The organism is Burkholderia sp. 567 (assembly GCF_040545115.1).
GTDB classification, from domain to species: Bacteria; Pseudomonadota; Gammaproteobacteria; order Burkholderiales; family Burkholderiaceae; genus Burkholderia; species Burkholderia ambifaria.
The window spans coordinates 1,053,972-1,071,884 of the sequence record NZ_JBEPLG010000002.1; the positions used below are offsets into that span (position 1 = coordinate 1,053,972).

General features: G+C 66.6%; 13 protein-coding genes. 9 read left to right on the forward strand and 4 right to left on the reverse strand.

All coding sequences use genetic code 11. The features are described 5' to 3' along the window. Positions 1 to 172: 172 nt before the first annotated feature. Positions 173 to 1,123, reverse strand: a complete 951-nt coding sequence (locus ABIC50_RS10225; protein WP_175677540.1) for a LysR family transcriptional regulator — start codon at positions 1,121 to 1,123, stop codon at positions 173 to 175. A 155-nt stretch (positions 1,124 to 1,278) separates the two neighbouring features. Between ABIC50_RS10225 and ABIC50_RS10230 the strand changes: the two genes are divergently transcribed. The 8 genes from ABIC50_RS10230 (at position 1,279) to ABIC50_RS10265 (ending at position 10,044) form a co-directional block, all read left to right on the forward strand. Further along, entirely contained in the window at positions 1,279 to 2,325 is a 1,047-nt protein-coding gene (locus ABIC50_RS10230) for a 4-hydroxythreonine-4-phosphate dehydrogenase PdxA (protein WP_354163531.1), read from the forward strand. 50 nt (positions 2,326 to 2,375) lie between these two features. Next, positions 2,376 to 3,548: an L-rhamnonate dehydratase gene (locus ABIC50_RS10235; protein ID WP_175798550.1), complete on the forward strand. Its 1,173-nt coding sequence runs from the start codon at positions 2,376 to 2,378 to the stop codon at positions 3,546 to 3,548. A gap of 8 nt (positions 3,549 to 3,556) precedes the next feature. Further along, entirely contained in the window at positions 3,557 to 4,474 is a 918-nt protein-coding gene (locus ABIC50_RS10240) for a dihydrodipicolinate synthase family protein (RefSeq protein ID WP_354163533.1), read from the forward strand. 95 nt (positions 4,475 to 4,569) lie between these two features. Then, a complete protein-coding gene (locus ABIC50_RS10245; RefSeq protein ID WP_354163535.1) occupies positions 4,570 to 5,862 on the forward strand; it encodes an MFS transporter in 1,293 nt (430 codons plus the stop codon). Positions 5,863 to 5,908: 46 nt separating this feature from the next. After that, entirely contained in the window at positions 5,909 to 6,856 is a 948-nt protein-coding gene (locus ABIC50_RS10250) for a YncE family protein (protein ID WP_354163537.1), read from the forward strand. Next, positions 6,834 to 7,790: an amidohydrolase family protein gene (locus ABIC50_RS10255; protein WP_354163681.1), complete on the forward strand. Its 957-nt coding sequence runs from the start codon at positions 6,834 to 6,836 to the stop codon at positions 7,788 to 7,790. The genes ABIC50_RS10250 and ABIC50_RS10255 overlap by 23 nt, the downstream gene beginning before the upstream one ends. A gap of 72 nt (positions 7,791 to 7,862) precedes the next feature. Continuing rightward, positions 7,863 to 8,885, forward strand: a complete 1,023-nt coding sequence (locus tag ABIC50_RS10260) for a MerR family transcriptional regulator (protein WP_354163539.1) — start codon at positions 7,863 to 7,865, stop codon at positions 8,883 to 8,885. A gap of 202 nt (positions 8,886 to 9,087) precedes the next feature. Beyond that, complete coding sequence (locus ABIC50_RS10265; RefSeq protein WP_354163683.1) at positions 9,088 to 10,044, forward strand: LAPAL motif-containing putative phage structural protein; 957 nt, start codon at positions 9,088 to 9,090, stop codon at positions 10,042 to 10,044. Positions 10,045 to 10,118: 74 nt separating this feature from the next. On the opposite strand, the gene ABIC50_RS10270 is transcribed toward ABIC50_RS10265, so the two are convergent. The 3 genes from ABIC50_RS10270 to ABIC50_RS10280 all read right to left on the reverse strand — a co-directional run bounded on the left by ABIC50_RS10270 (position 10,119) and on the right by ABIC50_RS10280 (position 15,335). After that, positions 10,119 to 12,053, reverse strand: a complete 1,935-nt coding sequence (locus tag ABIC50_RS10270; RefSeq protein WP_354163541.1) for an SMP-30/gluconolactonase/LRE family protein — start codon at positions 12,051 to 12,053, stop codon at positions 10,119 to 10,121. A 435-nt stretch (positions 12,054 to 12,488) separates the two neighbouring features. Then, the gene (locus tag ABIC50_RS10275) at positions 12,489 to 13,796 is read right to left on the reverse strand and encodes a dicarboxylate/amino acid:cation symporter (RefSeq protein ID WP_175733785.1); all 1,308 of its coding nucleotides are present in this window, start codon (positions 13,794 to 13,796) and stop codon (positions 12,489 to 12,491) included. A gap of 333 nt (positions 13,797 to 14,129) precedes the next feature. Next, entirely contained in the window at positions 14,130 to 15,335 is a 1,206-nt protein-coding gene (locus ABIC50_RS10280; RefSeq protein ID WP_354163542.1) for an MFS transporter, read from the reverse strand. Between the two features lie 313 nt (positions 15,336 to 15,648). Between ABIC50_RS10280 and ABIC50_RS10285 the strand changes: the two genes are divergently transcribed. Then, positions 15,649 to 17,796 carry a TonB-dependent receptor gene (locus ABIC50_RS10285; protein ID WP_354163544.1) on the forward strand — a complete coding sequence of 716 codons (2,148 nt, stop codon included), beginning with the start codon at positions 15,649 to 15,651 and terminating at the stop codon, positions 17,794 to 17,796. Positions 17,797 to 17,913: the final 117 nt, after the last annotated feature.

Here is a 17,913-nt window from a genome sequence, read left to right on the forward strand (position 1 = left end):
CGGCTGGTTCGGCTGGTTCGGCTGGTTCGGCGGATTCGGCCGACGCGGCCGACGCGGCTTGTTCGGCGTGCTTGGCTGGCTCGGCCAGCTCGGCTGATTCGGCCGATTCGGCTGGTTCGGTCGCCTCGGCTGGCGCGGCTGGCTCGGCCGCCTCGGCTGGCAAACCGCGCCGTTACGCGCCGCCGTCATCGCCCGGCCCGCCTTCCCGGTGGAACAGCGCGAGAAACTGCTGTGCGGGAATGCTCAGCGGCCGGTCGCGCCGCACGAGACTCCCGTACGACGGCAGCTTCTGGCCAAGCTCGTAATCGAGGATCGCCACGAGCCCGTGCTCCGCGTTGCGCTGCGCGACCGTCAGCGGAATCACGCCGAGCATGTGCGAACGGTCGACGAGGTTCATCGTCGTCAGGATCGATCCCGTCTCGACCAGCCCGCGCGGCATCGGCTGGTGACGCGCGCGGAACTCGCGCTCGACGACCTCGCGCGCCGGGCTGCCGGCCGGCTGCAGGATCCACGTGTAATCGAGCAGCGCATCGAATTCGACCGGCCCCGCCCCTGCAAGCGGATGGTCGCGGCCCGCGATGATCGCGAGCGCCTCGTCGTCCACCACGCGGAAGTCGCAATCGGTGCCGACGTTGCGTCCGATCACCACTTCGAGCACGCCTTCGCGCAACTGCGGCATCAGCCGGTCGCTGGTATCGACCGCGATGTCGATCGCGAGCAGCGGATAACGCGCCTTCAACTGCACCAGCGCCTCGGTGAGCCGCCCCGGCGACGCGGCCATGATGCTGCCGATCGCAAGCCGCCCCGCGCTGCCGAGCTGCAGTTCACCCAACTCGCGATTGAGCGCCTCCATGCTGCCGCGAATTCCGCGGAAATAGCCGAGCACGCGCTCGCCGGCCGGGTTCAGCACGAGCCCGCGCCCGACGCGGTCGAACAGCCGCTGGCCGAGCGCGCTTTCCAGCTCGGCCAGCATCTTCGTCGCGGCCGGCTGCGTGAGGCCCAGTTGCCCGGCGGCCGCGTGCAGCGTCGAGCATTCATCCACCGCGAGCAGCAGCGCGATCTGCCGCATCCGCAGCCGGTTCAGCAATTGGGGAGTCGAGTCTCGTCGATCGATCGAGCCCATTTCGATTACTCCAGGTTATCGATTCATCAAGAGTTTTCAATTTACCGACTCATTCCGTCTACCTAGCATGAACCCCATAGACCAACGGCCCCGCGCCGCCACCGGAGACACCGCATGAACCCGCAACCGACCGCCGCCCGTCACGGAGATGCCCGATGACGACCGCCGCTGCCCTGCCCGTCGTCGCGCTGACGCTCGGCGACCCCGCCGGCATCGGCGCCGAACTGATCGCGAAATTGCTCGCGCGGCCCGACGCGACGTCCCGCGCGAACCTCGTGCTGATCGGCGACCGCTGGCTGTGGGAAGCCGGCCAGCGCGTCGCCGGCGTGACGGTCGAGGTCGAGCCCGTCGAATCGCTCGCCGCCGTGCGCGGCCGGCCGTCCACCGCGCGCGCCGCGTTCGTCGCGGTCGACACGATCGATCCCGCGCAGGTCACGGTCGGCCAGCCCGGCGCGGCCGGCGGCCGCTCGACGCTGACGGTGCTCGACCAGTGTCTCGACGCCGCGCTCGCCGGCGACATCGACGCGATCTGCTTCGCGCCGCTGAACAAGTACGCGATGAAGCTCGGCGGGCTCAGGCACGACGACGAGCTGCACCACTTCGCGGCCGCGCTCGGCGTGACCGGCTACTTCTGCGAATTCAACACGCTCGGCGAACTGTGGACCGCGCGCATCTCGTCACATATCCCGCTGAAGGAAGCGGCGGCCCAACTGAGCGTCGAGCGCATCGAACAGGCGTCCGAACTGATTTACCGGTCGCTGCTCGCGAACGGCGTCGCGACGCCGAAGGTCGCGATCGCCGCGTTCAACCCGCACGGCGGCGACGGCGGCAGCTGCGGCCGCGAGGAAGTCGACATCATCGAGCCGGCGGTGCGCAAGCTGCAGTCGCGCGACTGGCCGACCGACGCGCCGTTCCACGGCCCGTTCCCCGCCGACACGATCTTCCTGAAGGCGCAGGCCGGCGACTACCAGGCGATCGTCACGATGTACCACGACCAGGGGCAGATCGCGATCAAGCTGCTCGGCTTCTCGCGCGGCGTGACCGTGCAGGGCGGGCTGCCCGTGCCGATCACGACGCCCGCGCACGGCACCGCGTACGACATCGCGGGGCGCGGCACGGCCGACGTCGGCGCGACCTGGCAGGCGCTGCAGATCGCCTGCCGGATGGGCGCCGCGCGCCGCACGCCCACCGTTTCGGCGTGACGCCCGCACGCCGCTTGCACACAACAACATCGATTCCAGGAGACACCAACATGAAGATCCGCTCCGTGCGCGCCCGCGTATTCCAGTGGAAAGGCAAGACCGTCCCGCCGCAGGGCAACTTCTGCTCGAACGCGATGGACCTGCTGTACGCGCCGCAGGAAACCATGAGCACGTTCCGCTTCCATGCGTGGACCGTCGTCGAAGTCGAGACCGACGACGGCATCGTCGGCCTCGGCAACGTCGCGCTCGCGCCGCACATCGCGAAAGCGATCATCGACCAGTACCTCGCGCCGCTCGTGATCGGCCAGGACCCGTGGGACTACGAGTACCTGAACCAGCGGATGTACCGCGCGACCCACGCGTGGGGCCGCAAGGGCATCGGCATGGCGGCGATCTCGGCGGTCGACATCGCGATCTGGGACATCCTCGGCAAGAGCGTCGGCAAGCCCGTGTTCAAGCTGCTCGGCGGCCGCACGAAGGAAAAGATTCCCTGTTACTACTCGAAGCTCTACCGCACCGACCTGAAAGAGATGCAGGACGAGGCGCAACGCTATATGAAGGAAGGCTTCCGCGCGTTCAAGATGCGCTTCGGCTATGGGCCCGCGCACGGGCAGCAGGGCGTGACGGAGAACCTGAAGTCGGTCGCGGCGATCCGCGAGGTGATCGGCTACGACAACGACCTGATGCTCGAGTGCTACATGGGCTGGAATCTCGAGTACGCGAAGCGCATCCTGCCGAAGCTCGAGAAGTACCAGCCGCGCTGGCTCGAGGAACCCGTGATCGCCGACGACATCGACGGCTACGCCGAACTGAACCAGCTCACGCGCATTCCGATCTCCGGCGGCGAGCACGAGTTCTCGCTGTACGGCTTCAAGCAGCTGCTCGACCGCAAGGCCGTGTCGGTCGTGCAGTACGACACGAACCGCGTCGGCGGGATCACGATGGCGCACAAGATCAATGCGCTGTGCGAGGCGTACAGCGTGCCGGTGATTCCGCATGCGGGCCAGATGCACAACTATCACCTGACGATGAGCACGCTCGCGTCGCCGATGAGCGAGTACTTCCCGATGTTCGACGTCGAGGTCGGCAACGAGCTGTTCTATTACATCTTCGACGGCGAGCCGGTGGCCGAGAACGGCTTCCTGCAACTGCGCGACGACGTGCCGGGCCTCGGTCTCACGCTGAAGACCGAGTTCCTCGACCAGTTCGACATCGTCGAGTGAGCACGGCCATGAACGCACGTTACCAGGGCGTCTTTCCGGTCGCGCCGACCATCTTCGATGCGCACGGCGCGCTCGACCTCGACGGCCAGCGCCGCTGCCTCGACTTCATGATCGATGCCGGCTCGCAGGGCATCTGCATTCACGCGAACTACTCGGAGCAGTTCGCGCTCGGCGACGACGAACGCGACCTCATCACGCGCACGACGCTCGAACACGTCGCCGGCCGCGTGCCGGTGATCGTCACGACGTCGCATTTCAGCGCGCGCCTCTGCGCGGAACGCAACCGCCACGCACAGGCGTGCGGCGCCGCGATGGTGATGGTGATGCCGCCGTACCACGGCGCGACGTTCCGCGTGCCCGAAGCGCAGGTGCGCGCGTTCTTCCGCGAAGTCGCCGACGGCCTCGACATTCCGCTGATGATTCAGGACGCGCCCGCGAGCGGCGTCGCGCTGCCTGCGTCGTTGCTCGCGACGCTCGCGCGCGAGATCGACGCCGTGTCGTACTTCAAGATCGAGACGGCCGGCGCCGCGTCGAAGCTGCGCGAGCTGATCGCGCTCGGCGGCGACGCGATCGAAGGGCCGTGGGACGGCGAGGAAGGCATCACGCTGCTCGCCGATCTCGATGCCGGCGCGACCGGCGCGATGACGGGCGGCGGCTATCCGGACGGTATCCGCCGGATCACCGACGCGTATTTCGCCGGACGCCGCGACGAAGCTTGCGAGCAGTACGCGCGCTGGCTGCCGCTGATCAACTACGAGAACCGCCAGTCGGGTTTCCTGACCGCGAAGGCGCTGATGAAGGAAGGCGGCGTGATCGCGTGCGACCAGCCGCGCGCGCCGTGGCCCGAGCTGCACCCCGAGGTACGCGCGGGCCTGCTCGACGCGGCGCGGCGGCTCGATCCGCTCGTGCTGCGCTGGGGACGCTAGCCACACACCGGTTGCACCTGCAACAACGTTGCGCATCGGCGTGACGGCGGTCCGACAGATGGCCGCCGCCGCTCGTCACATGGATCGGAGACACCATGAACCTGTTGAACCCCGCCACCCCGGCCTATGAAGCCGGCGAAGCCATTCCGCGCCGCCGCTGGCTGCGCGTGATTCCGCCGCTGCTGCTCGCCTGCATCGTTTCGTACATGGATCGCGTGAATATCGCGTTCGCGATGCCGGGCGGGATGAACGCCGATCTCGGCATGGACGCGACGATGGCCGGCCTCGCCGGCGGCATCTTTTTCTTCGGCTACCTGTTCCTGCAGATCCCCGGCGGCCGGCGCGCGGCGCTCGGCAGCGGCAAGACCTTCATCGCGTGGTCGCTCGTGAGCTGGGCCGTACTGTCGGTGCTGACCGGGCTCGTCACCCACACGTGGCAACTGCTGACGCTGCGCTTCCTGCTCGGCGTGGCCGAGGGCGGGATGCTGCCCGTCGTGCTGACGATGGTCAGCCACTGGTTTCCCGATCGAGAACGCGGCCGCGCGAACGCGATGGTCATCATGTTCGTGCCGCTCGCCGGCATGATCACCGCGCCGCTGTCCGGCTTCATCCTCGCCGCGTACGATTGGCGTCACCTGTTCTTCAGCGCCGGCGCGCTGTCGCTGCTGTGCCTGTTCGCGTGGATGATGTTCGCCGACGACGGCCCGCAAACCGCCCGCTGGGTGTCGCCGCGCGAGAAGGCATACATCCTCGACGCGCTGCGCGACGAACAGGCGCGCAAGCAGGCCGCCGGCGCGCCGGCCGCCGCGTCGTTCGGCGCGATACTGCGCAACCCGACGATCTGGCTGCTGATCGCGATCAACTTCTGCTATCAGGTCGGCATCTACGGCTATACGATGTGGCTGCCGACTCTGCTGAAGAACCTCACGCACGGCGGGATGGGCAAGGTCGGCCTGCTCGCGATGCTGCCGTATGTCGCGATGGTGATCGGGATGTTCGCCACGTCGTATTTGTCGGACCGGACCGGCAAGCGCCGCCTGTTCGTGCTGCTGCCGCTCGTCGGCTTCGCCGCGTGCCTCACGCTGTCGGTGCTCACGCATGCATCGATGGTCGTGTCGTTCGCGTTCCTGATCGGTTGCGGCTTCTTCCTGCAGGCGGCCGCCGGCGTGTTCTGGGCGATTCCGCCGAAGCTGTGCAGCGTCGAGACGGCCGGCAGCGCGCGCGGTCTGATCAACGCGCTCGGCAACCTCGGCGGCTTCTGCGGCCCGTATGCGGTCGGCGTGCTGACCCAGCACGTGAGCGCGGCGGCCGGCGTGTACAGCCTCGCCGTCACGCTCGCGGTGGCCGGCCTGCTCGCGCTGACGCTGCCGAAGCGCTGCGAAGGCTGACGCGCACCGCCACGCGAACACGCGAACGAAACAACGGAGACACACCATGAACGACATCCTGTTGCTGGTGCAGAAATGCGCCCATACCTTCAGCTTCTACGACCTCGAGACGAAAGCCGCGCTCAAGCATCTCGTGCTGCCGAATTTCCCGCACGAGTTCACCGTCGACGTGAACGAACGATTCGCGTACGTCGGCATCTTCGGGATCGAGACGGCCTGGTCGCGCGGCCATGAAGGCGATCACCGGATCGCCGAGATCGACCTCGTCGAGCGCATGCAGACGCGGATGCTCGACCTGTGGCCGTACTACCGGCCGCACGGGATGGCGACCGATCGCGACGGCCGGCTGTACGCGATGAGCGAAGCGCACGACATGCTGCTCGTGTTCGACGAACCGACGCGCCAGAGCGTGCCGAACATGGCCGTGCCGTCCGGCGGCGTGAAGACCCACCTCGTGACGCTCACGCGCGATGCGAGCCGCGCATACGGCGTGCACTTGCTGTCGAACACGGTCACGCAGTTCCATCCGCGTGACGCGACCGTCGCGCCGCGCGCGGTGATGCCCGGCCCGCGTCCCGAAGGCAATGCGCTGTCGGGCGACGAGCGCACGCTGTTCGTCGCGAATCGCGGCGACGACACGCTCGTCGAGATCGACACCGACACGATGACCTGCGGCCGCCGCGTGAAGACGCGCAGCGATCCGAACCGCATCTACCGCACCAGCGCGCCGGACGGCCGCGACCTGCTGCTGCTGACCAATTCCGGCGAGCAATCGATCTCGGTGTTCGACGCGCGGCAGCTGGAGGAGATCGAACGCGTCGCGCTGCCCGCGAACCCGACCGCGCTGTCGTTCCATCCGTCACGGCGCGTCGCGTACGTGTCGTTCCAGGACGACTACGTGCGCGAGCTCGATCTCGATGCGTGGCGGTTCGTCGGCGCGTGGCCGACGCTGCGCGAACCCGATGCGTCGTATGTGCTCGCAGGCGCGCGCTGAGCGGCACGGCGACGCCCCGTCGCCGTATGCGCTGCCGGCGGCGCTCGTCGACGCGCATCATCACCTGTGGCAGCTCGGCGCGGGTGCGCACTATCCGTGGCTGCAGGAATGCTACGACCCGGCGCGCTTCATGTTCGGCGACTACGCGGCGCTGTGCCGCGACTTCGGCGTGGACGACTACCGGCATGCCGCACAGCGCGCGCCGATCGTCGCGAGCGTGCATGTCGAGGCCGAACGGGCACGCGACGAGGCGCTCGCGGAAACGCGCTGGCTGCACGAGGTCGCGGCCGCGCACGGGCTGCCGTCGGCCGTCGTCGCGTGGGTCGACCTGCTGGCCGACGATGCGCACGAGCGGCTCGCCGAACAGGCCGCGTGGCCGCGCGTGCGCGGCGTGCGGTTCAAGCCGCGCATCGCGGCGGCGCCCGATGCATCCGTCGACGGGCCGGGCACGCTGCGCGATCCGCGCTGGCCGGCCGCGCTGGAGCGGCTCGCCGCGTATGGCCCCGGCTGGGATCTGCGCGTGCCCTTCTGGCATCTCCGCGACGCCGCCGCGCTGCTGGCCGACGCGCCCGGTGTCGACGTCGTGCTCGAACACGCGGGGCTGCCGTGGGATCGCTCGGAAGCGGGGCTCGCGCGCTGGCGCAGCGGCATGGAAGCATTGGCCGCATCGCCGCGCGTGACCGTGAAGATCTCCGAACTCGGCTTGCGCGATGCGGTGTGGAACGAGGCCGACAACGCGCGGATCATCCGCGACACGATCGCGATATTCGGCTGGCAGCGCTGCCTGTTTGCGAGCAATTTTCCGGTGGCGGGGTTGCGCGTGTCGTATCCGGCGCTGCTGCGTACGTTTGCCCGCGCGATGGCGGACCTTGACGATGCGGCGCGTCAGGCGATCTGGCACGACAACGCGATGCGCGTGTACCGGATTGCGTGAACGGGCTTGACCCGGCCCTTGGGGTCGCCTTTATGCTGGCGGTGACGAATCGACGGCAGACAGGGGTGACGAATGGGCACGACCACGCTTCGCTTGAGCGCTTCGGCGGCAGCCGCGCGGCTCGGTGTATCGGTGAAGGCGCTGCGGCTCTATGAGCGGCACGGTCTCGTCGCGCCGAAGCGAACGCCGGCGGGCTATCGCGTCTACGGCCCCGAGGACCTCGCACGCGCGGCCGACATCGTCGCGCTGCGCGCGCTTGGCCTGAGCCTGGCGCAGGTCGCGAGCGTGCTCGGTGGCGACGCGCGCAGTCTCGATGACGCGCTGGCCGCTCACGAAGCGGCGCTCGACCTCGGCATTCAGGATCTCGTCCACAAGCTCGATCGCGTGCGTGCGATGCGCACCGGCCTTGCGCGCGGCCGGATGCCGTCCGACGGGGAGCTGACGCGGCTACTCGACGATCGCGGCGCCGGTGTCGCGTTCAATCTGCCGTGGCCGTGGGGTGGCGAGTGGTTCGAGTTTCACAACATTCGCCCGTTGAACTACATCATCGGCTCGCTGGGAAGCGGCAAGACGCGACTGGCGATGCGGCTGGCCGAGGCGCTGCCCGGCGCGGTATTCGTCGGACTCGATCGGCTGGAAAACGGCGCTACCGCGGCATCGGGGGCGCTGCAGGCCAACCCGGCGTGGCAGGCGCGTGTGGCGCGCGCTTTGGCGTCGCTCATCGACCGTGGCGCAACGCAATCGCCGGCCCTGACCGCGCTGCTTGCCTGCCTCGAAGCGCCGGGCCCGAGCGCATTAGTCGTCGATTTGATCGAACAGGATCTCGACCGGCCCACGCAACAGGCGTTGATCGCGTGGCTGCGTACACGCGCCGCGACCGACGCGCGTCCGCTGTTCCTGATGACGCGTTCGTCGGCCATCCTCGATCTGTCGGCGGTCGGGCCCGATGAGGCGATCATCCTGTGTCCGGCGAATCACACTCCACCTTCGCGCGTCGCGCCTTACCGTGGTGCGCCCGGCTACGAAGCCGTGGCGATGTGTCTGGCGTCACCCGAAATTCGCGAGCGAATCGCCCGCAGGCCGGAAGCGGCGTAACCCGCTACGCGCAAGAGTCGGCGGTTGTAACCGGGAAAGTAGTGGAAAAGTTCGATGCTTGCCGGGCACTGTCGGGACACGTCGGACGATCGCCTTGGCCCGATGGCCAACGTCGCGCGCAGCCGATCGATCGCGCTTAACATTCAAGGCATCCGAACGAATTCGATTCCTGTATCGTCCACGTCTCCAGCCGACATTTCGCATGATCGCACGCCATGAAAACCGCACCGGCCCGGCCGAATTCGGCCGCCTCGACACCATGAGCCGATTTCGCGTCACTTACGACGGCCCCGCACTCGAATCCTCCGAAATGGACGTGCGCGAACTCGCGCCCGCACTGCTTGCGATCGGAGATTTGCTGGAAGCGTCGACACGGGCACTGTGCGGCGATCAGGTTCGGCCGCGCGTGAACGTGCGCGGCAGCTTCAAGACCGGCAGCTTCGGAATCGACTTCACGCTCGCGACCTCGCTGCTTGGCCGCATGCGCGACCTCCTGAGCGGCAACGAAAGCACGGCGCTGGCCAACGCGGTCACGATCCTGACCGCGCTCGGCATCGCCGCGCCGAAGGCAAGGAAGGGTCTCTTCGCTGTACTCAAGTGGTTGCGCGGGCGCGAGATCCAGCGGGTGCAGATGCAGGACCACACCGCGACGCTGCACGTGGACGGCGAGCAACTCGAGATCGACCTGTCGGTCCTCACGCTGCTGCGCGACGTCGGCGTTCGGCAGGCAACCGAGCACGTGCTTGCGCCGCTTGCGCGAGACGGCATCGTGATTTTCGCGACCGGCACCGACACCGAGGTAGTCGAGACGATCACCCGCGATGAGATCGCGTGGTTTCACGCGCCCGGACAAACCGACGCGCTCCTTCTCGACGAACATCGAAAGATGGCGTTCTCGATCGTGTCGCTCGCGTTCAAGGACGACAACAAGTGGCGGCTGTACGACGGCGCGTCGACGATACACGCGGCGATCACGGATGCCGGCTTCCTGTCGCGCGTGAACAACAGCCAGATCAGTTTCAGCAAGGGTGACGTGCTCGTGTGCAATGTCCGTATGCAGCAGTGGCAAACCTCGGACGGAGCGAAAACCGAATACGAAGTCACGGATGTCCTCGAGCATCGTCCGGCCGGGCGGCAGATTCAGTTGCCGGGGCTTTGATTGCGAAGTTGAACCGATCCGCCGGCCTCGATGACAACCACCGCGGCGTCATCGCCGCATTCGACGCGCCGCCCTCAAGGCGTCCACCGATAAACGGTGATGCTGTTCCCCTTAACGTTGTTCTTCGTCACCACATACTCGCCGTTCGAGCGGCGATACGCGCGCACGCTGTACATCGCATCGATCGCGCTGCTGGTATCCACGGTCGCCGGGCTGGCATTGACGAGCGTCGTGTCGAGGTTGCCGGTGTCGAGATTGAATGCGTCGATGTTCGGCCACAGCGGCCCGCTGCTGCTGAACCAGTAGCCGACGAACAAGTGGTTGCCGGCCGCGTCGATCGACTTCGCGCCGCTGTGCGGCAGCGTGATCACCGGATTCGGCTTCGTCGTGTTGCCCGCGCTCCAGCCGTGATACACCTCGATGCGCGTGCCGATCGACGTCCAGTCCGTACTCCCGACCACGCCCTGCGCGAGCACCATCGTGTCGCTGTCGGCGAGATAGACCACGCGCGTCAGCGGCTGGATGCTGGCCGGCACCGGCGTCGGCACGCCCGGCCCCCACGAAGGCTTGCCGCTCGCATCGAAGCCGGTCAGCGGATAGTGATAAATGGCGCCGGTCTTGTCGAGGCCGGCCCACACGTCGCCCTTGCTGTCGAGGCTGAAGCCGGCCGACACGCGCAGGGTCGTGTTGAACGCGGGGCCCGGGATCGATCCGTCGGGAATCGCGACGTAGCCGTTGGCCGCGTTGAAGTGGAAGAAGTAATAAACCGGCGGATTCTGCCCCGCTGCAACGAGAATCCGGTTCGCACCGACCGACGTCAGCAGCCCGAAGTGCTCGTCGCGCTGCGTGTCGTTCATGTTGATGCGCGGATCCGACGGATACGTGAACGGATCGACCGTATTCGCGATGAAGGTGCCGCCCGCGGTGCCGCCGTAGATGTGCGTGCCGCTGTAGAACAGCGCGCCGTCCGTGACCGGATCGGGTGACGCGATCCCTTCGAAGTTGAGCGACTGCAGCGTCCACCGCAGGCTGCCGGTGCTGCTGTACGCGTGAATGTCGGTCGCGCCGTTGCGGCCGAGATCCCAGCTGCCGCCCCACGGGTTATTGAGCACGTACAGGTTACCGCCCGTGTCCTTGCCGATCCCGACGATCCGGGTGAAGCGCTTCGCGCCGACTTGCCCCTTGATGCCCGCCGTCGTGTCGAGATAGCCGCCGCGCGCGCCGAACGTGCCGGCCAGCGCGGGCCGGCCCGATACGGTGTAGCGCTTGATGTTCATGTCGGGGCCTTCGTCGCCCACCAGCAGCTCTCCTGCCGCCGCATCGACATAGAGCGCCGACGGCTGCGACCCGGCAGCCAGCCGGATCGTGTTCAGCAGCGCACCGGTCGGGCTGAATTCGACGACCGCGCCGGCGCTTTTCTGCGCGACCCAGATGTTGCCCGCCGCGTCGACCGCGAGCGCGCCCGGCGCGGACACGCCGATATCCCGCTGCCAGACGCCGTCGGTCGTGAACACCCGCACGCGGTTGCCGTAGAAATCGCTCGCGTAGAGCAGCGAGCCGGCCGTCGCGAGCCCGGTGACGACGTCGATGCGCGGCTGGTTCGTCGCGGCGGTGACCTGAATGAGCTTGTCGCGAAAGTGCGTCGCGCGGTTGTAGCGCCCGACCGCGCCGCTGCCGTAGGTGCTGCCGGGCTGCAGCGCGACGAACAGCGACGTCGCGTTGCCCGTGATCGCGCTGCCCTGGAATTCGGAATGCGCGCCGATCGAGCCGACGCTCTTGCCGTTCTGGTAGATCGCGACGCCGCCTTCATCCTCGTCCCACATCGACGCGGTGTAGATCACGCCTTCGGGCGCGACCCACATCGAACGTGCGACGTTGCCGACGTGCGCCGCGAGCGTGCCATATGTATTCGCCAGCCAGTCGGTGGTGTTACCCGCATATCCGTAAGGCGCGATCGCGGCGATCGCGGCGGCGAGCAGCACGGCCCGAATCGATTTTCTGGCGACCATGGCTGAGGTTCTCCTGAATGTTGGAATCATTCACACGAAGGGCAGCCGGATGGTTTGAAATCGACAATGCGTAAATACTTCCGCTAAATCATCCGGTGCGGTCGGTATTACATCGGGCGTGCATTCGATAATCGGCAGCGTCGAGAATAGCGTTATATAAATGGAAAAAAATTGCGAGCCGCTCGCGCAGACGGCATGCGCAATTGCGCGAGAGTGAATGATCACTTACGCGTGCACGCTTGATATCGGTGAAGTCAGGCTTGCGCCTTCGGGAATATCGTCGCCGGTTCGAATGCGACGTATTGAAATAACGGAGGGTTTTTCGGCGAATCGGAAAAATCGCCGGATGCGGGTACCGAAATGACCGACGGCGAGTATCGCGCCGGCCCGAATTTGACTGAATCCAGGCCGGCGCATATCACGACAACAGGAAAATCACGCGGACGTCGCCGTCTCCCGCACCTCCACCTGCTTGATCTCGCCGCCGCCGCCCGAATCCGCGTCGTCGCGCGGATCGCCGAGCTGGCCCTCCCACTTCGCGACCACGGCCGCCGCGATCGAGTTGCCGACGGCGTTGGTCGCCGAGCGTCCCATGTCGAGGAACATGTCGACACCCATGATCAGCAGCAGCCCGGCTTCCGGCAGGTGGAACTGGCTGAGCGTCGCCGCGATCACGACGAGCGATGCGCGCGGCACGCCGGCCATCCCCTTCGACGTGACCATCAGCATCAGCAGCATCGTGATCTGCGTGCCGAGCGGCAGGTCGATCCCGTACACCTGCGAGATGAACAGCACCGCGAACGTGCAGTACATCATCGAGCCGTCGAGGTTGAACGAATACCCGATCGGCAGCACGAAGCTCGAGATCTTGCGGTTCACGCCGAACCGGTCGAGCGCGTCGAGCAGCTTCGGATACGCGGCTTCGGAGCTCGCCGTCGCGAACGACAGCAGGAACGGCTCGCGAATCAGGCGGATCAGCGTGAACGCGCGCTTGCCGAGGAACGTCACGCCGGCGAGCGTCAGCACGCCCCACAGCAGCGCGAGCGCCAGATAGAAGCTCGCCATGAACTTCGCGAACGTGAGCAGGATGCCGAGCCCTTCCGTCGTGATCGTCGATGCCAGCGCGGCAAACACGGCGACCGGCGCGAACCACATCACCGCGCCCGTCACCTTCAGCATGACCTGCGCGAGATCGTCGATCACGCCGGTCAGGCGCTTGCCGGCGTCGCCGAGCGCGGACAGCGCGGTGCCGAAGAAGATCGAGAACACGACGATCTGCAGGATCTCGTTGTTCGCCATCGCCTCGGCGATCGACTTCGGCACCAGGTGGACGACGAAGTCCTTCAGCGTGAATGCGGCCGTCTTCAGGTTCAGCGTCGCATCGGCGGCCGGCAGCGGCAGGCTCAGGTGGCTGCCCGGCTTCAGGATCGTCGCGGTCACGAGACCGAGCACCAGCGACGTGAACGACGCGATGAAGAACCAGCCGAACGCCTTCACGCCCACGCGGCCGACCGACCCGCTGTCGCCCATCTGCGCGATGCCGACCGTCAGCGTCGCGAACACCAGCGGCGCGATGATCATCTTGATCAGCCGCAGGAACACGTCGGACAGCAACGACACGTAGCCGGCGACTTCCCTGGCCATTTTCGGGTCGGGAAACGCGCTATGACAGGCGTAGCCCACGGCGATGCCCAGCGCCATCGCGATGACGATGTACCGGGTGATGTTGTGCTTCTTCTTCATTAGCAATCCAAATTACGGAACATGTGTTTCCAACGGCAGGTCGATCGCCGGCATCGAAACGGGAACGGAATTCCGCGAGCACGGCGTGCGCCGTTTCGACTGCCGGAGCCCGTCCGTGGGCATGGCCACGGCGAACGGGGAGGCATTCTATCGCAAACGCCGGGCCATCTTTCAATTCTGAAAGGAAGGATGGCGGGACCAGGAGGGTGTAGGTGGCGGAGCGTTCTGCCGCAGCGGGCCGGGCCAGGCCGCCGGTTGAGGACAGGCGCCCTGTCGCGCCCGGCGCTCAGCTCGGCCGTACGCGGGACACCCGCGAAACCGCCATCCGACTCGTCACGCCGCCGACGTGCCCGGTCGCGGCATGAACCGGCACAGACACAACGGCACCACGACCAGCGCGGCACCCGTGACAAACGTGGTCGACGCGCCGAAATGCGTCCACAGCGCGCCGGCGAGGCTGCTCGCGAGCAGCATGCAGATGCCGCTCACGAGATTGAATACGCCGAACGCGGTGCCACGCAGCGTGGCCGGCGAGGTTTCCGACACCATCGCGGCGAGGATGCCCTGCGTAAAGCCCATGTGCAGCCCCCACACGGCCACGCCGACGAACATCGAGATCGTCGACGTGCCGATGCCGAGCAGCAGGTCGGCCGCGATCAGCAGCACCATGCCGGCCGCGAGCAGCACGCGGCGATCCAGCCGGTCCGACAGGATGCCGACCGGCCAGGCGGACAGCGAATAGGTGACGCTCATCGCGACCATCACCGCCGGGATCCATGCGGCGTCGAGCCCCGTCTGCTGCGCGCGCAGCACCAGGAACGCCTCGCTGAAACGCGCGAGCGTAAAGGTCGCGCCGGCCGCGACGACGAACCAGTAGCTGCGCGGAAACTCGCGCAGCGCGCTCCAGCGCAGCGGCGAGCGAAAGCGCCGTTGCGATTCCGCCCGATCGGGCTCCCGCACGCCGAATATGATCAGCGCGATCGCGATGAACGCCGGCACCACGGCGAACCAGAGCACGGTCCGGATGCGGTCCGCGAACAACAACATCAGCGCGATGGCGAGCAGCGGGCCGAGAAACGCGCCCACGGTATCCATCGACTGACGCAGGCCGAAGCACGCGCCGCGGATTTCGGGCGGTGCGACGTCCGCCACCAGTGCGTCCCGCGGCGCGCCGCGAATCCCCTTGCCGACGCGATCGAGCAGCCGGGCCGTCACGACCACGGCCGGGGTGGACGCCAGCGGAAACAACGGCTTGGTGAACGCCGCGAGGCCGTAGCCGAGCAGCAGCAGCCCCTTGCGGCGCCCGAGCCAGTCGCTGATCGCGCCGGAGAACACCTTCACGATCATCGCGGTCGCCTCGGCCGCCCCTTCGAGGATGCCGAGCGCGACGACGCTCATCCCCATCGTCGACACCAGATAGATCGGCAACAGCGCATGGATCAACTCGGAAGACAGGTCCATGAACAGGCTGACGAGGCCCAGCGCCCACACGGTCCGTGGAATCGCACGCTTGCCGGCAATCGGTGATGGAACGCTCATGACGGGTCGACCTCGAGGTTGGGGCGCCGTACGCCGGGGGTTGCTGCCTGTCGCAGCGGGTACTTACTTGCTGCGAAATCCGTAGAGGAGCACATGTCCTGCGGAAATCCTCGAGCACATTCTGGACGAGACCGACGCACATATCGACCGGATCGACACGCAATGCGTGACGAGCAGCCCCATCGCGCGGCCAAAACATCAGACAAATCAACAATCGAGTGCATTGCAACACTTGTTGACCTTCGATTCCTTTCAAATGATAATGCGTCGCGTTACGAAATTACGAATCATTACGCACACGACAGGTTGGGAGATGAGACGAGTATTGCACCCGGCACGACGCGCCGTACTGGCCGCCGTTGCGTGCCAGCCGATCATGGTTGGCGCGGCCTTCGCGCAGGAAAACACCGCCGCGCCGACGAGCGCGACGACCGACATGTTGCCGGCCGTCTCGGTGAACGCGAGCGCGGTTCGCGATCCGGGCGAAGGCTACAACCCGACCAACGCGGTCAGCGCTACCCGGATCGACGCGCCGCTGCGCGACATCCCGCAGACGGTGAACGTGGTCACGGCCGAAGTGATGCGTGATCAGCACGCCAATTCCCTGCAAGACGTGTTGAAGAACGTGGCGGGCGTCGGGTTTTCCACCGGCGACGGTCAGCGCGACCAGGTCACCATTCGCGGCTTCTCCGCGATTGCCGACCAGTTCGTCGACGGCATTCGCGACGATGCGCTCTATTTCCGCGATCTGTCGAACGTCGATCGCGTAGAAGTCGTCAAGGGCCCTGCCGCCGTTCTTTATGGCCGAGGTTCTTCAGGTGGACTAATCAACCGTGTGACGAAGAAACCCGGAGTCGACGTCACCAACCTGGGTATCAGCTACGGTTCGTGGGCCGATCGCCGGGTCGAAGCCGACGTCGGCCGCGTGCTCGCGAACGGCGCGGCCGCGTTCCGGATCACCGGCGCGCACGAGGAAGCCAAGAGCTATCGGTCGCAGCAGTTTCTGAATCGCACGGCGGTCGCGCCGTCGTTCGAATTCCGCATCGCGCCGAAGACGACGGTATTGCTGCAGGCCGACTACCTCGAAGATCGCCGTGTGACGGACTTCGGCATCCCGGCCTACAAGGGACGGCCGGTCGACGTGCCGGCATCCGCCTATTACGGCGCGGCGAACGCCGGCGAGGTCGACTACTCGCGATCGCGGGTCTATTCGAGCACCGCGACGATCAAGCACGAGTTCAACGAGCAGTGGTCGATCCGCAATGCCACTCGCTACTATCACTATTCGCTCGACCGGAACAACACGCTCGTCGGCAGCGTCAACGAAGCGAACCGGACGTTCACGCTGAATCACGGCAACGTCTATCGCGAGGAACACGGCTGGTTCAACCAGACCGATCTCACGCAAAAGGCCACGCTGTTCGGCATGAAGCACGAGTTGCTGTACGGGATGGAATTCGGCCAGCAGAACAAGGATCTCGTCAATTATTCGGCCCCCGTCACCGGCGCGAATGGCAAGCCGATGAATTTCGACCTGTTCGCGCCGGCGCTGCCCACGCTGCCGCTGCACACGTCGACCACGCCGGCCACCAACAACCTCGGCATCTTCAAGACGCTCGGGTTCTACACGCAGGACCTGATCAGCTTCAACGATCAGTGGAAGGCGCTGGTCGGCATCCGCTACGACCGCTTCGAGCAGGAGACGCTCGACCGCCGGCCCAAACAGCCGGGCCTGTCGCGTACCGACACCGCATGGAGCCCGCGCCTGGGCCTCGTCTGGCAGCCGACCCGCACGCAGTCGTACTACGTGTCGTGGAGCCGCTCGTTCCAGCCGTCGGGCGAGGCGTTCTCGCTCGCGGCCAACAATGCGGAGCTCGCGCCGGAAATCACGACCAATACCGAGATCGGTGCAAAGTACGACTGGCTCGGCGGCAAGGCCACCACGACGATCTCGGTGTTCCGGCTGGATCGCAGCAACATCAAGATTGCCAATGCAACCAATACGGCGCTGATTCCGATCGGCGAGCAGCGGACCGACGGCGTGGAACTCAGCGGCGCAGCCGAGCTCAGCCACGGCTGGCGCGTGCTGGCAGGCTACGCGTACCTGGATGCCACCGTCACGAATTCGACCGCTGCGTTGCAGGGCAAGCGGGCAACGCTCACGCCGCGTCACTCCGGCAATCTGTGGCTGACCAAGAATCTCGGCGGCGGCTTCGGTGTTGGCGGCGGCCTGAACTTCGTCGGCGCGCGGATGGCCGATCCGCAGAACACCGTGACCTTGCCGGGCTACGTGACGGCCGACATGATGGCCTGGTACGCGCGCGGCCCGATGTCGCTCCAGTTGAACCTCTACAACCTGTTCAACAAGGGCTATATCGTCTCGGCACACGGCTCGAACGCGAACCTCAACCTGCCGGGGGCACCGCGCAGCGTCATGGCGACGTTGCGATACGAGATGTAGAAGTGGAGCGTTGCCGATGACGCGTGCCGGGCCGGGCCGGCTGGCGGCCCTACTCGGCGTGCGTCGTCGGCAATAGATGAACGCATATACGCGCGGCGTGTCGCTGTCCGGCCGCGC